7 protein-coding genes are annotated in these 14,884 nt (G+C 70.9%); all 7 read right to left on the bottom strand.

Annotated features, from left to right (window positions below; translation table 11 throughout):
- Window positions 1-100: 100 nt before the first annotated feature.
- Complete coding sequence (locus tag AW272_RS14410; protein ID WP_218010889.1) at window positions 101-1,438, bottom strand: DUF1996 domain-containing protein; 1,338 nt, start codon at window positions 1,436-1,438, stop codon at window positions 101-103.
- A 99-nt stretch (window positions 1,439-1,537) separates the two neighbouring features.
- Window positions 1,538-2,425 carry a GNAT family N-acetyltransferase gene (locus tag AW272_RS14405; RefSeq protein ID WP_066364517.1) on the bottom strand — a complete coding sequence of 296 codons (888 nt, stop codon included), beginning with the start codon at window positions 2,423-2,425 and terminating at the stop codon, window positions 1,538-1,540.
- A 112-nt stretch (window positions 2,426-2,537) separates the two neighbouring features.
- Complete coding sequence (locus AW272_RS14400; protein WP_245657539.1) at window positions 2,538-4,934, bottom strand: glycoside hydrolase family 3 C-terminal domain-containing protein; 2,397 nt, start codon at window positions 4,932-4,934, stop codon at window positions 2,538-2,540.
- A gap of 65 nt (window positions 4,935-4,999) precedes the next feature.
- Window positions 5,000-8,035: a non-ribosomal peptide synthetase gene (locus AW272_RS14395; RefSeq protein ID WP_066364515.1), complete on the bottom strand. Its 3,036-nt coding sequence runs from the start codon at window positions 8,033-8,035 to the stop codon at window positions 5,000-5,002.
- Window positions 8,032-9,270, bottom strand: coding sequence for a glycosyltransferase (locus AW272_RS14390; protein WP_157518543.1), 1,239 nt, complete (start codon window positions 9,268-9,270; stop codon window positions 8,032-8,034). Before AW272_RS14390 ends, AW272_RS14395 begins: the two co-directional genes overlap by 4 nt.
- Window positions 9,258-9,578: a phosphopantetheine-binding protein gene (locus AW272_RS14385; protein ID WP_066364512.1), complete on the bottom strand. Its 321-nt coding sequence runs from the start codon at window positions 9,576-9,578 to the stop codon at window positions 9,258-9,260. Before AW272_RS14385 ends, AW272_RS14390 begins: the two co-directional genes overlap by 13 nt.
- Window positions 9,575-14,830 carry a non-ribosomal peptide synthetase/MFS transporter gene (locus AW272_RS14380; RefSeq protein ID WP_245657537.1) on the bottom strand — a complete coding sequence of 1,752 codons (5,256 nt, stop codon included), beginning with the start codon at window positions 14,828-14,830 and terminating at the stop codon, window positions 9,575-9,577. Before AW272_RS14380 ends, AW272_RS14385 begins: the two co-directional genes overlap by 4 nt.
- Window positions 14,831-14,884 lie beyond the last annotated feature (54 nt).

The following is a 14,884-nucleotide window of genomic DNA, read 5'->3' as shown; positions in this document are numbered from 1 at the left end:
CGGATCGCCCAAGCTTGGCGGTAGCCGTACAGAGAAGAAGCTTGTGTCTGTTGAATCTTTCACGGGGGCTCCCGGCCGCGCCGGGCCGGGAGCTGGTGGGTTACGGGAGTTCGAAGTTCTCCGTCAGGGCCGCTCCTCGGTGGGGCTTGTAGAGGTCGTAGCCGCGCGGGTTGCACTGGAGGCCGCCGTTGATGCAGTGGCGGACCAGCGCGGCCAGGATGGCCGGGTTGTCCCAGGCGTTGAAGAAGTCGTAGTGCCACGAGTAGCCGCGGCCACTCGACAGCCTGGCGTTCGACAGGTCTCCGCTCGCCGGGAAGGCGATCTTGAATTCCAGCATCGGCACGGCCACCGGGTGGGTCGCCGGGCAGTAGCCGCCGACCGGGTAGGCCATGTGGGACTTGTGGTTGGCGCTGTCGAGGTTCACGCCGTCCCAGCAGCTCGGGGCCTGGTAGCGGACGTTGACCTGGCTGCCCGCCGGGCAGTTGGCCGGGATGTCCCACTGGAAGGACAGGTCGCCGCACTCGAAGCCCTCGACCCGGCCGGGGGAGTCGCGGAACTCGGCGAGCGTGGCGGTCGGGCTGCCGACGACGAAGCGCAGGCCCTGCGGGAACGACTGGACCCGCCAGTATTCGTTGATGCCCGACTTGTAGTAGATGACCTGGTTGCCGACCGGGGCGACGAGCTGGTCGTTCTTGTAGAAGCTCGGGAACCAGTAGGCCGACCGGTCGTGCGGGTTGGTGCACGACGTGCCGCCGGCGAGCAGCGAGGCCTGGTTGCTGGCCGCGTTGGTCGTGACGTTGCCGACGAACGAGTGCATGTGGGAGGCACCCGGCAGGTTCGGGTAGACGATCGGGTCGTCCGGGCGGTTCTGGGTCAGGCTGCAGTTGGCCTGGAACTCGTGGTGGGTCACCTCGTCGGTGAAGGTCGGGCTCGGGATCGGCTGCTGGCCGGAGCCGCCCGTGCCGTAGATCTTGAACTCCCACAGCGAGTAGCCGTAGCCGGTGCCGCGCTGGGTGCCGTAGAGGCGGACATAACGCCCCGATCCGGTCACGTTGAGCGTCTGCGTGCCGCCCGCGCCGGTGGTGGTGGAGTAGATGTCCGTGTACGGCCCGCCGCTCGCGGCCGAGGTCTGGATCTTGAAGGACTTCCCGTAGGCGCCCTCCCACTGCAAGACCACCTGGGAGATCGTGGCACTGCCGCCCAGGTCGACCTGGATCCACTGGGGGTCGCTGAAGGCACTGGCCCAGCGGGTGCCGGTGTTCCCGTCGAACGCGGCCCCGGCGGCGTAGCCGCCGCCCTCGTTCGACGAGGCGGTGGCGGGACGGTTCTGGGAGATGAGGGCGTCGGCGGCCATCGCGGGTGCGATGACCGCAAGCCCGGCCGCGATCGTCGCCACGAGGGTGGCGATGATCAGGCTCAGGCGTATTCGTGGATGCACGGCGTCTCCTCGGCAAGAAGGGGGTGATGGAGAGCGCTCTCCAAGGCAGAGTGGGCCGTGTCATCTCACCTTGTCAATACCGTGCCGGAAACACGCAGTTCACAAAGGTCGCTCCCAGATCATGTCGACCTGGTGTTCGATGGTGAGGTATCCGCCCTTGGCGAAGGCGCGGGCCATCGGGACGTTGGTCACGTCGGTGGCGGCGCGGATCCTCGGGACGTCCTCGGCGGCCAGGATCCGGGTCCCCTCGGCGAGGAGCTCGCCGACCACGCCCTTCCCCCGGTGCGCCGGGACGACGCCGATGTAGGCGATGATCGGGTTGTAGGAGTTCCTGGCCGGGATGACGAACCCGGCGGGCTCGCCGTCGACCAGTGCGACCCGCCACCACTCGCGCGGGGTGCCATAGAGGGCCAGTTCGTCGTCGTACTGGAACTCGGCCTGCTCCCGCGGGCTCATCGTCTTCAGGTCCGACTGGGTGTGGGCGTCGAGGCTGCCCTCGGTGACCAGGGTCATCAGGCCGACGAGTTCGTCGCGGCCCGCCGGTTCCCGGAACTCCAGCGTGGTCGGCGCGATGGGCGTGCCGGGGCGCCATTCCAGCCGGAGCCGTTCGACCAGGGGCCTGGCGCCCGTCTTCTCCAGGGTCTCCAGCCAGGTCGTGTCGTGGTCGCGCCAGTCGGGCGGCACGAACCGCAGGAACGGCGGCGGGGCGCCCTCGGCGACCCGGGGGACGGCGTGTTCCAGCAACGCCTGGCCGACCTCGGGGGATTCGAGGTCGAAGACGTCCATGAGCAGGGGTTTCTCACTGTCGTTACGACGCCACCACGCCACCCGCGCGACGGGCGCGCCGTCGCGGAGCGCGAGCCACATCCAGTCGAGGCGGCGGCGGCCGGCCTCGAGGTCGGCGTCGAACTCCGCGTTCAGCGACGAGGGGAAGGTACGGAAGAGGTCGAGTTCGTGACGGCCCGTCAGGGACCGGATTTCGAGCATGGGTTTCCTTAGCGGAAGTGCCCGCTCACTCCTCGCCTGGTCGGGAGGAACCGGGCACACAGATTGCGTTCATGATCGATTCCTCCTTTCCGTAGGCCCCTAGGAATACCGGTCATGCCGAAGGGGACGCAACACATTTAAGCCGCAGATCGACCACCGAGCGCCCGGCGTGCACCACGAAGTCCCCTTCCTCTGTACGCCACCCGCCATCCCCCCAGTGCTGGAAAGCCCTCCTGGGCAGCGCCATCTCCGCTTCGGCGGCCTCCCCGGGCGAGGCGTGGACGACCGCGAACCCCGCCAGCCACCGATGAGGACGGCCGACCCCCGACCCCGGTTTGGAGAGGTAGACCTGGACGACCTCCCGCCCCGGCCGGTCACCGGTGTTCCTGACCCTGACCCGGACGCGTCCGTCTTCGGCCGCGAGACTCTCGTAGGACCACGTCGTGTAGCCCAGGCCGTGGCCGAACCAGTAACTGGGGGAGCGGTCGCTGGTCAGCCAGCCACGATGACCGACTTCCAGGCCCTCGGCGTAGAGCACCTGCCCGTCGACCGGCGCGGCCTCGACGACCGGGACGTCGCTCCAGGTCGTCGGCAGCCTGCCGCCCGGCTCCCGCCGCCCCGTCAGGACGTCGGCGACGCCGTGACCGCCCTCCTGGCCGGGGAACCAGCACAGGAGCAGCGCGCCGGCGTCGTCCCGCCACGGCATCGCGACCGGGCCGCCCGAGTTGACCACGACCACCGTCTTCTGCACGGCGGCCACGGCCTTGACCAGGTCGTCCTGCCGGCCCGGAAGACCGAGGCCGGTGCGGTCGCGGGCCTCGCCCTCGATCTCCTCGGTGGTCCCGACGACGACGATCGCGACGTCGGCGTTCCTGGCGGCGTCGACCGCCTGCTGGATGGCCGCGTCATCGTCGATCCTGGGCGGATCGGCGGCCAGCACGCACGCGCGCCCGGTGTGCGGCTCGATGGCCCTGGTCCCCGTGACGAGCACCTCGGCCCCTTCCTCCAGCCACACGAAGGCGTGCCGGAAGGGCGGTTTCAGGTGGACGGTGGCGGGATCGTCGCTGTCGCAGGGGACGTCGGTGTCGAGGATCCGCTGCCCGTTCACGGAGAGGGTCAGCCGTCCCCATCCGGCGATGGACAGCCGCCAATGTCCCGAAATTTCGGGACGTAGGAAGGAGCTGACCTCAACCGTCCTCGTGCCCTCCACGACGGAGGGCTCCGGCAGCCACCCGGTCCGCCGGTCCTCGACGAACAGCTCCTCACCGTCGTCGCCCAGCATCCGCACCCAGACGTCGTCGACCGGGGTGGGCCCGTCGTGGATGTCGACCCCCGGCGCGTAGACCAGGTCAGGCGCGACCTCCCTGAGCCCGTCGAGAATCGGGACGACCCCCGAGGGATAGACGCCCGCACTCCCGCCGCCCTGGATCCGGGTCCGCGCCGCATGCGCCCCGATGACCGCGATCCGGGGCTTGGCCAGCGGCAACAGCCCGTCGTCGTTCTTGAGCAGCACACAGGAGTCGGCCACCACCCGCCGAAGCAACGCCGGCTCCGAAGGATCACCCACCTGCGAGTCGCACGCGGGCACCGGCTCGGTCGTTTCCGACGGAATCCCGCCCCGGGCCCGCTGCACCCTCTCGGCCAACGCCATGCCGTAGGTCAGCGGCATCGCCGCCTCGATCGGCTCGCCGGCGGCCGGGCCCGTGCCGTGAACGCGTTCGGCCAAGAGCCGCAGGCGGGCGATCTTGTCGTGGACGACCGCTTCGGGGACCGCTCCGTTGTGGACGGCCTCGCGGAGCGGTTCGCCCCAGAAGTCGTTGGGCCCCGGCATCGCCAGGTCCTGGCCGGACAGGGCCGCGGGCTCGGTCGAGCGGACGCCGCCCCAGTCGGACACCACCAGCCCGTCGAAGCCCCACTCCGTCTTGAGAGGGTCGCGCAGCAGGGCGTTCTCCGTCATCAGGGCGCCGTTGACCTGGTTGTAGGCCGACATCACCACCCACACCCCGGCCGCCACCGCCACCTCGAACGGGGCGAGGTAGACCTCCCGCAGCACGCGTGCGGCGATGATCGAGTCGTAGGTCATCCGTTCGGTCTCGGCCTCGTTGCCCACGTAGTGCTTCGCGGTGGCCGCCACGCCGCGCGACTGCACTCCGGTGATGTAGGCCGCCCCGATCAGCCCCGTCAGCAGGGGGTCCTCGGAGAAGCACTCGAAGTGCCGTCCGCCCAGCGGGGAGCGGTGCAGGTTGAGGTTGGGCGCCAGCAGCACGTCGACGCCCTTGCGGCGGGCCTCCGTGCCGAGGAGGGTGCCGAGGTCGCGGACGAGAGCGAGATCCCAGGTCGCCGCCAACGCGGTCGGGGAGGGCAGGACGAGCGAGGTGTTCCGCTCGTCCCAGCCGGGGCCGCGCACCCCGACCGGGCCGTCGGACATGACGAGTTCGGGTAACCCGAGCAGAGGTTCCGAAGCGGTCCGCCATACCGACGACCCGGACAACAGCCGGACGAAGTCCACAGATCCCTCCACGACTAGGTGGGTTGGAGAGCGCTCTCCATTGAAGGGATCCGGGACCCGCCCTGTCAATCCACCAAACGCTCGGCCTCCTCGTCGCTGAGCGCGTCGAGCTCCTCCGTCAGCAGGTCCTCGATGGTCCTGGCCAGCTCTTCGACCGTCCGGCGCAGGAACAGGTAACGGATCGGCACATCGAGGTCGATGATCGCCCGGATGCGCGCCGCCACCCGCACCGCGATCAGCGAGTGACCGCCGACGGCGAAGAAGTCGTCCAGCGCGCCGACCCGGTCGAGGCCGAGGACCTCCTGCCAGATGTCGGCCACCAGGCGTTCGGCGTCGGTCCGGGGCTCGACGAACTCCGCGCCCCGCTCGGCCACCGGGTCGGGCAGCGCCTTGCGGTCGACCTTGCCGCTGATGGTCATCGGCATCGCGGCCAGGCGGCTCCAGAGCGCCGGCATCATGTACGCCGGAAGCGTCGTCTCCAGATGATTCCGCAGGTCACCGAGGTCGGCCGAGCCGACGATGTAGCCGACGAGGATGTCGCCCCGCGCGGTCACCGCCGCGTGGTCGACGCCGGGACACGTGAGGATCGCCGCCTCGACCTCGCCCGGTTCGACCCGGAAGCCACGGACCTTGACCTGGTTGTCCATCCGCCCGAGGAACTCCAGGTTCCCGTCGAACCCCCACCGGGCCCGGTCACCGGTCCGGTAGACGCGCTCACCCTCGAACTCGACGAACCGCTCGGCGGTCAGCTCGGGCCGGCCGTGGTAGCCGTCGGCCACCCCGGCCCCGCCGATCAGCAGCTCCCCGGCCACGAACGTCGGCGCGACCCCACCGGCCCGGTCGGCGATGTGGCACGTGGTGTTGGCGATCGGCCGCCCGATCCGGGGCTCCTGGCCGGTTTCCGGGACCTCCCAGGTCGTCGACCAGATGGTGGTCTCCGTGGGGCCGTACACGTTGACCAGGCGGCCGAGCCTCGGCCGCAGCTCGCGCGACAGCTCCTCGGGCAGCGCCTCGCCGCCGACCAGCCCGGTGATCGCGGCGTCGGCGAACCCGGCCTCGATGAGCACCCGCCAGCCGGACGGCGTCGACTGGATGTGGGTGATCCCGGCGTCCTGGATCAGCTTGATCTGGGCCGCGCCGTCGACCGCGACGTCCCGCCCGGCGATGACGGCCGTGCCACCGCCGATGAGCGGCAGGTAGAGCTCCAGCGCCGAGATGTCGAACGAGACCGACGACAGCACCAGCCAGACCTGTCCCGGCTCGTTCCCGAGCAGGTCGGCCATCCCGGCCAGGAAGTTCGCCAGCGCCGAATGCCGGATGACGACGCCCTTGGGCCGCCCGGTGGAGCCGGAGGTGTAGAGCGTGTACGCGTGGTCGTCCGGCCCCGGCGGGAACCCGCCGACCGGCTCGGCCCGCAGCGCCTCGGAGACCAGCACGACCTCGACGCCGTCGGGCAGCCGCTCGGCCGGACCCTCGTCGGCCAGCACCGCCACCGCGCCGGAGTCCTCCAGCATGTACTGGATACGGGCCGGCGGGTTGTCCGGGTCGATCGGCAGGTACGCCGCCCCCGACCGCATCACGCCCAGCAGCGCGGGCAGCACCCGCACCGACCGGTCGACGCACACCGCGACGACCGAGCCCCGCCGGTCGCCGAGCCGCCCGGCGATCCGGCTCGCGGCCAGGTCGAGTTCGCCGTAGGTCAGCACGTCCTCGCCGTCGGAGAAGGCGATCGCGTCGGGGGTGCGGGCCACCTGGTCGGCGAACAGCCGGGGCAGCGGCGCCGGGATCGGCCGCGCGGTCGCGTTCCAGGTGGTGACGAGCTTCTCCCGCTCGTCGGGGGTCATGAGGGGGAGCCGCGAGAGCGGCAGCGCCGGGTCGTCGGCGATGCCGTGCAGCAGCACCAGGAAGCGTTCGAACAGAGCCTGCACGGTCGGCTCGTCGAACAGGTCGGTGTCGTAGCGGACCACGGTCACCAGGTCCCCGCTGTCGTCGCCGGCCCAGAAGACGTCGACCGCGATGTCGCAGCCCACCCACTTCCACCCGTGCGGGAAGGGGGTCGCCGTCAGCCCGGAGAAGTGCTGTTCGCGCTCCAGCTCGCCCGGGTGCAGGGTGAGCGTGGTCTGGTAGAACGGCGTGACGCTGAGGTCGCGGCCGATGTCGAGCTCCTCGACGAGCCGCTCGAACGGGACCCGCCGCCGCGACAGCGCCCCCAGCAGGGCGGCCATCGTGCCGCGCAGGAACTTCTGGAACGGCGGATCGCCGGACAGGTCGCCGCGCAGCACCAGCATCCCCGACAGGCCCGCCACCAGCGCGTGCGCCTCCTCGGTGTCCCGCCCGCCGTCGGGGACGCCGACGGTCACGTCGTCCTGGCCGGAGTGCCGCGACAGCAGCACCTGGTAGGCCGCCAGCAGCAGCGCGAACAACGTGCAGCGCGAGGTGCGGGCCACCTCGGAGAGCCGGGAGACCAGCGGCGCCGGGAGCCGGAACGCGATCTCGTCGCCGTGCCCGAGGCGCTCGGCCGGGCGGGGCCGGTCGGCGGGCAGCTCCAGGGTCGGCGGGTCGGCCAGGCGCTCCCGCCAGTACGCCAGCTCCTTCGGGTCGATCTCCGGCGCCTGTTCGGCGTGCTCCCGGGCGGTGACCTGCAGCGGGTCGGGTTCGCCGCCGCCGTAGAAGGTCGCCAGGTCTTCCATGATCACGTCCAGCGACCAGCCGTCGGCGATGATGTGGTGCGTCACCAGCACCAGCACGTGCCGCTCGGGGGCGAGCCCGACCACCGACACCCGGAACGGCAGGTCGGAGACGAGGTCGAACGGCCGGTTGGTCCGCTCGGCGACGAGCTTCTCCGCCTCCTCCACGGACGAGGCCCGCAGCCACTCCACCTCGACCGGCGCGGCCGGTTCGACGACGAGCACCGGCCGTCCGTCGACGGCGGGGAAGCGGGTCCGCAGGGTCTCGTGCCGCCGGGCCAGCGCGGTCAGCGCCCCTTCGAGGGCGACCGGATCGAGCGGCCCGGTCAGCATCCGCACCCGGTGCAGGTTGAAGGCCGCGTCCTCCGGGTCGAACTGCTGGAGGAACCAGGCGCGTAACTGGGCCGGCGTCATGCGGTCTCTCCTGAACGCAGTCGTCGGGCGAGCGCCAGGCGCTCCTCCCGGGTGAGCAGATGTCTGGCCGAGTAGGGCGTGGAGCTTCCGGCCAGCCCCTCGATGGCTTCGGCCGCCGCGCCGAGCCCGCCGTCGGCGGGCACCTGGACGCGCGGCCCGGTCAGCGCCGCTTTCAGCAGCGCCGCCGCCTCTTCCGCGGACCACCGCTGCTCGGGCAGCCACGACCCCAGCCCGGCCGCCGCGACGCGTGCGCCGTTCTCGGCCCGGTCGAACCCGTGGGCCAGGACGACCTGGGGTGTGCCCGAGGTGGCCGCCCGGATCAGGGTGCCGATCCCGCCGTGGTGCAGGATCGCCCCCACTCGCGGTACGACCTGCGCGAACGGCAGCCCCGGAAACCAGCGCATCCCGTCGGGCAGCGTCTCCGGCACGAGATCGCGGTGCCGCACGGCCAGCAGCGCGGGCCGCCCGACCGCCCGGCAGGCCTCGATCGCGACCTCGTAGAACCGGTCGTGCAACATCCGCCCGGTGCCGCCGGTGACCAGGACGGCGTCCTGGTCGAGCAGTTCCTCGGCTTCGGCCGGCAGTTCGTGGTCGCTGGAGGAGTCCCCGAGCGGCGCGCCGGTGAGCCTGACCCGCTTGGGCGCGGGAGTCCCCGCCTGGTCGAACCAGGAGGGCCAGAGCGCCACGTCGAGGTGCGCCGACGCGAACCAGGCGGCCCAGTCCTTCACGGGCGGCAGCCCGATCCCCTTGCGGAGATCGTCGAGGTGGTCGGCCATCGTCTTGGCGTAGGTGTGCGCGATGCCGCGCTCCGACATGTACTGGATCGGCGTCACCGCCACCCACGCCGCCGGGGCGTCGAGCGCCTCGGCCGCGAACAGGGTCGAGATGGCGGTGGTGTGCCGTCCCACCAGGATGGTCTCGCCGGGAACGTATCGTTCCAACGCGAGCCGCGTCTCGAACGCGATCTGCTCGAACAGCCCGTTGGCCTCGTAGTACGCCCGCCACCGCCGGAGGCCCGCCCCCAGCAGCGGGGGAGTGTCCGAAAGGTTCGCCTCGTACGCCTCGGCCGTGTCGATCGCCGTGAACTCCAGGCCCTCGCGTTCGGCCAGACCCCGGAACGGCGCGTGGGTGAGCAGTTCGACCTTGTGACCGCGGTCGCGTAAGGCTCGCCCGAGGGCCACGAACGGCAGCACGTCACCGTGGCTGCCGTGCGTGGACATGATCACTCGTGCCACGTGCGGTCTCCCGTGAGCGCCTTGATCTCCCCGGCCGGCAGGGCGTCGACCTCGGCGAGCAGCGCGTCGACGTCCTCGCCCTCCTCGTCGAGGATCTCCTGGATCGCCTGTGCCGCCCCGGACGCGGTCAGGTCGTCCGCGAACAGCACCTCGATCGGCAGCACGACGCCGAAGTCGCTCTCCACCCGGGCTAAGAACTGCACCATCGCGAGCGACTGACCGCCGAGATCGAAGAAGTCGTCGTCCGGGGACGTGACCGGGACCCCGAGAATGTCGCTCCAGAGCCGCATGACCCGCTCTTCGTTCACTTTTCCTCCGTGCTGCGCGTTTTCCTTGAGGCGGGTTCACGGCGCGCGTGAAGCGCCGCGAACCCCAGCACATCGTCGGGGATGGCGTCCGGAACCTCCAGATCGAAATTCCATATCCGCCGCATTCGCGTCCCGATGATGACCGTGGCTGCCATGACCAGCGCGAACAGGACGTACATGAGAGCGATCCCACGCCCGTCCCCGGTTCCGATGATCACCCCAATTGTGCTGGCCAAAGCACCGTCATCCGCCATCAACGGTTCGAAAACCGCAGTTCCATATGGGGCGATAAGCCCATATCCGATCGGCAGTGTCGAAAAGGCCACAAGCTGGTTCAGTGCGAAGACCCGGCCGTGGAACCGCTGGGGAACCTTGACCTGGATGATCGTGTTGTATATCCCGTTCAGTAGGGTCAACGAGGCGAACATCCCGAACACGCCGACGGCGATCACGACCAGGTTCTCGCGCACCCCGATGACCAGCGCGAAACAGGCCAGCGCCAGCGTCGCCAGCAACTGGCCCCGCAGCCTGAGCCGCCGCGGCCCGCCCCAGAACGTCATGGCGAGGCCGCCGAGGAACACCCCGAGCCCGCCGAAGAAGGTCACCCGCCCGACGTCGCCCATCTCGCCGAAGCTGAGCACCAGCGGCGAGACCAGCAGGAACAGCGGCGACATGAACAGGTTGACCACCGCGAAGAACAGCAGCATCCGCCGGATGCCCAGGTGGCCCCACGTGTAGCGGAACCCTTCGGCCATCTCCTTGAGCACGGTCTCGCGCCGCTGCCACGCCATGGTCTTCGGGAACCGCACGGCGGCCAGCACCAGGATCGCGACGGTGTAGCTGACGACGTCGATCAGCAGGATCCCGCCGAGCCCGACCACGGCCAGCAGCCCCGCCGCGACCAGCGGCACCACGAGCTGAGCGACCCCAGTGGCCATCCCGACGACCCCGTTGGCGTGTCCGAGGAACCGCTTCGGGACCAGCTGCGGAATGGCGGAGGCGTAGGCGACCCGCTGGAAGGTGAGCGCGACCGAGAGTGTCACGAGCAGCGGGTAGATATGCCAGATTTCTATGGTTCCAGTCCAGACGAGGATTCCCAGCGCGAGCTGCGAGCTCCCGGCGGCGATGTCCGCGCACATCAGCACCGCCCGCCGGCTGAACCGGTCGACGACGGTTCCCGCGAGGGGCGCGGTGAGCAGTCCCGGCAGGAGCCCGAGAACCGAGAACAGCGCGAAGTTGGCGAGTGAACCGGTCTCCAGATAGATCCAGAGCGGAATGGCGAACTCGGTGAGCGCCGAACCGGTCATCGAGACGAGCTGACCGGCGGCGAGCACCAGGAACCGCCGCATGCTGGGCGCGGGCCCGCTGGAGCCGGGCAGTCCCGCCGGTTGGTCCGGCGGGGTGTCTTCGGCTTTCTCCGGGGTGACGCGGGAGACGCCCTCGACCCACCACGTCGGGGATTCGTCCAGGTCCGGGGTCTCGGTCAGGTCGGTGTGGACGGTGGTCACGATGGCGGCGAGTTCTTCGGCCCGATATTTCAGGAAGTAGTGCGCCGCCTCGTCCAGGACCACACACGCGGTCACCTGGGACAGGCAGTGCCACTCCCGATAGCGCTCCTGGTAGAACTCCATGACCGGGTCGCGTTCCCCGGCCACCGCGATCACCGGGGCCGACAGCGGGGGCGCGCCCTCTTCGAAGAGGCGGGCGAAGTAGCGCTCCGCCTCCCGGGTGCCGAGCCGCCTGTTTTTGACGATGAGCTCCAGTTCGGCCTGGTCGAACTCGGCGACGTCCAGGCCCGAGGCGACCAGGCCGTTGATGCGGGACTGGTCGCCGCCGTGGTCCTCCAGCCACTCGCCGAGCCGGGCGAACAACCCCTTCGGCCGGGTGAAGGGGAACACCCCGCCCAGGTAGACGGCCTCGGCCGGGCGCCCCGACGCTTCGAGCCTGCGGGCTATGGAGGCGACGAGGGTGGTGCCCGCGCCGCAGTGGCCGTACAGGACGATCCGGCCCTCGACGGTGGCGAGGATCTCGGCGGCGGCCTGCTCGGCGACCTCCTCGAACGGGCGGGGTTCTTCGCCGAGCTCGTTGCCGGGGACGGCGAGTGAGTGCAACGCCCAGTCGGCGGGCATCGCGTCGGCCAGCGGCTTGAAGATGACCGCGCTGCCGCCGCCGTAGGGCGCGCAGACCAGGGAGGCCGTCACCGTCCGCGACGGAGTGAGCCGGTGCAGCAGCCCGCCGGAACCGGGAGCCGACCGGGCCAGGTCGCGCACGGTCGGGTGGGTGAACAGCTGCATCAGGGTGATGGGATGGTCGGCTTTACGCATCCGGGCCACGACCTGCATGGCGAGCAGCGAATGCCCGCCGAGGTCGAAGAAGTCGTCGGTCACGCCGACCCGTTCCAGGCCCAGCACCGAGGCCCAGATCGCGGCGATCGTGGTCTCGGCCTCCGTCTCCGGCTCGACCAGGCCGGTCGCCGGGGGCTCGTCGGCCGAGGGCAGCGCCGCGCGGTCGACCTTGCCGTGGGACTTGAGCGGCAGGGCGTCGAGCCACACCCACCGGGCCGGGACCATGTAGTCGGGGAGCCTGGTCTTCGCCCAGGTCCGCACGTCGGCGGCCGGGATGTCGTCGCCGACCAGATAGGCGACCAACCGCTGGTCGCGCAGCTCCACCACGGCCTGGAGCACGCCGGGATGCTCGGCGAGCACCGTCTCGACCTCGCTCAGCTCGACCCGGTAGCCGCGGATCTTGACCTGCAGGTCGCGCCGGCCGAGGAACTGCAGCACCCCGTCGCCGGTCCACCGCCCCAGGTCGCCGGTCCGGTAGACGCGGGACCCGGGAGGCCCGAACGGGTCGGGCACGAACTTCTCCGCCGTGAGCGCGGGCTTGCCGAGGTAGCCGCGCGCCAGCCGGTCGCCGCCGAGGAAGATCTCACCCGTCACCCCGGCCGGGACCGGCCGCATGTGCTCGTCGAGGACGTAGACCCGCGCGCCCGGCAGCGGCCTGCCGATCGGCAGGGTCGCCTGCCCGGTCAGGCCGGCCGGGACCTCGAAGGTCGTCACGCCCACAGTGGCCTCGGTGGGGCCGTAGTGGTTGATCACCCTGCAGTGTTCTGCCAGCTCACTGGCCCAGCCGATGGTCGACGCCTCGCCGCCCAGGATGAGCAGCTCCTTCGGGAGCTCGACGTCCAGCGCCGCCAGGTGCGAGGGCGTCATCTTCAGGTAGTCGGGGCGGACCGGCCACGGATCGGTGGACTTCGGCGGGATCAGGTGCAGGGTGCCTCCTGTCATCAGCGACAGGTAGAAGATCGTCACCCCGAAGTCGAAGGCCAGCGACTGCGGCAGCGCGAAGACCTTCCCGTCCTGGATCCCGAACCGCTCCCGCACCCCGGAGAGGTAGGTCAGCACCTCCCGGTGCTGCACCGCCACGCCCTTGGGGCGGCCGGTCGTCCCCGAGGTGTAGATCACGTAGGCGAGGTCGTCGGGCGTCACCCCGGTGACCGGCGGGTGGGGCGGAAGAGCGTCGTGGGAACCGGCGGTCGCGGCGATCTCGACGGTGTCGCCGGGCAACCCGCGTCCGGTGATCGAGACGCGGACGCCCGAGTCGGCGATCAGGTAGGCCAGCCGGTCGTCCGGCTGCTCCGGGTCGAGCGGCACATAGGCGGCCCCGGCCTTCAGCACCCCGAGGAGCGCGACCGCCAGGCCGGTCGACTGTTCGAGGCAGACCGCCACCCGGTCGCCGGGGCGTACACCCGAAGAGTGGAGCCGGTGGGCCATCCGGTTGGCCTGAAGGTCCAGTTCCCGGTACGTCACCACATCGCCCCCGAACACCACCGCCGGGGCGTCGCTGACCGGGAGCAGCTCGTGCAGCAGCCGCGCGGGAAGCGGCTCGGCCGGGGCGGCGACGCCGAGGGCCAGCACCTGGGCGGCGTCGGGAACCCAGGCCACCTGCGACAGCGGCGTCGCGGGCGCGGTGCGCAGGACGGCCGTCAGCGACTCGGTCAGCCGGGTGACGGTCTCCGGCCGGAACAGGTCGGGGTTGTAGATGACCAGGCCGTCGCCCTGCCACAGGTAGAAGGCCAGGTCGAAGCGGCTGACCGTCACCTCCGGGTGGAACGCGGACACCTTCAGCCCGTGGTCACCCGGCGGCTCGTAGTTCTGCACCGCCAGCAGGACCTGGAACACCGCCGACCGGCTCACGTCGCGTTCGACCTTCAGCTCGCCGACCAGCTTGTCGAACGGCACCTCCTGGTGGGCGTAGGCGTCCAGGCAGGAGTCCCGGACCCGTAGCAGGAGGTCCTCGAACGACGGATCGCCGGACAGGTCGGCCCGCAGGGGAAGGGTGTTGACGAACATGCCGGCGAGGGCTTCGAGTTCGGGGAGGGGGCGTCCGCTCACGGGGGAGCCGACGGCGAAGTCGCGCTGCCCCGACCACTTGCCGAGGGTGATCTGGAGCGCGGCCAGCATGACCATGTAGGGCGTCACGCCCCGGTCGGTGAACCGGGTCAGCAGGTCGGGGTCCAGCTGGAAGCGATGGCCTCGCCCGGTGGTCGTCTGCTCGGCCGGGCGGGGCAGGTCGAGCGGCAGCTCCAGCGGCGGCACCCCGGCCAGCCGCGCCCTCCAGTAGGCGAGGTCGCCCCTGTGGTCGCGGGTGCGTTCCCACAGGGCGTAGTCGCCGTACTGGATCGGCAGCGGGTCGAGCGCGTCGCCCGCGTGCAGGGTCAGCAGTTCGCGCAGCAGGATCTCGCCCGACCAGCCGTCGGTCACCGCGTGGTGGGCGGCCATCAGCAGGACGTGGTCGTCGGGAGCGAGTCGTACGAGAAGAACCCGGAGCAGCCCCCCGGCCGACAGGTCGAAGGGGCGGGAGAGGGCCGCGGTGATCAGCTCCTGGGCCGCCTGCTCGGACGCCGCCTCGACCGACCTGAACTCGGTCGACGGCTCCTCGTCGACGACCACCTCGGGGATCCCGTCGTCCGAGGCGAGGAAGCGCATGCGCAGGCTCTCGTGCCGCCGCGACACCTCCGTCACCGCGGCCGCGAAGGCGCTCTCGTCGAGGGCGCCCGAGAGGCGGACGGTGAAGGGGATCATGTACGCCGTCGTCCCGGCCCGGTAGTGCTCCAGGAACCACAGGCGTTCCTGCGCGTGGGACAGAGGTGGAGCGACCTCGGGAGAACGCGGGGCGATGGTCTCGGCCACGGTCCGGCGTCGCAGCCTTCGAGCGAGAAGTGCCTGCTTGGCCGGGGAGAGACTGGTCAACAGATTGCTCCGGATTCGTAGAGGCCCTGCTTCGGGGCGGATTCGCGGCGGACA

It is taken from the genome of Herbidospora mongoliensis, from assembly GCF_001570545.1.
GTDB classification, from domain to species: Bacteria; Actinomycetota; Actinomycetes; order Streptosporangiales; family Streptosporangiaceae; genus Herbidospora; species Herbidospora mongoliensis.
This window is presented reverse-complemented; position numbering and strand designations above follow the sequence as displayed.

What these genes read in the sequence shown, in the direction of transcription:
- AW272_RS14405 (WP_066364517.1), bottom strand. Translation starts at nt 2,425, where the DNA reads ATGCTCGAAATCCGGTCCCTGACGGGCCGTCACGAACTCGACCTCTTC.
- AW272_RS14395 (WP_066364515.1), bottom strand. Translation starts at nt 8,035, where the DNA reads ATGACGCCGGCCCAGTTACGCGCCTGGTTCCTCCAGCAGTTCGACCCG.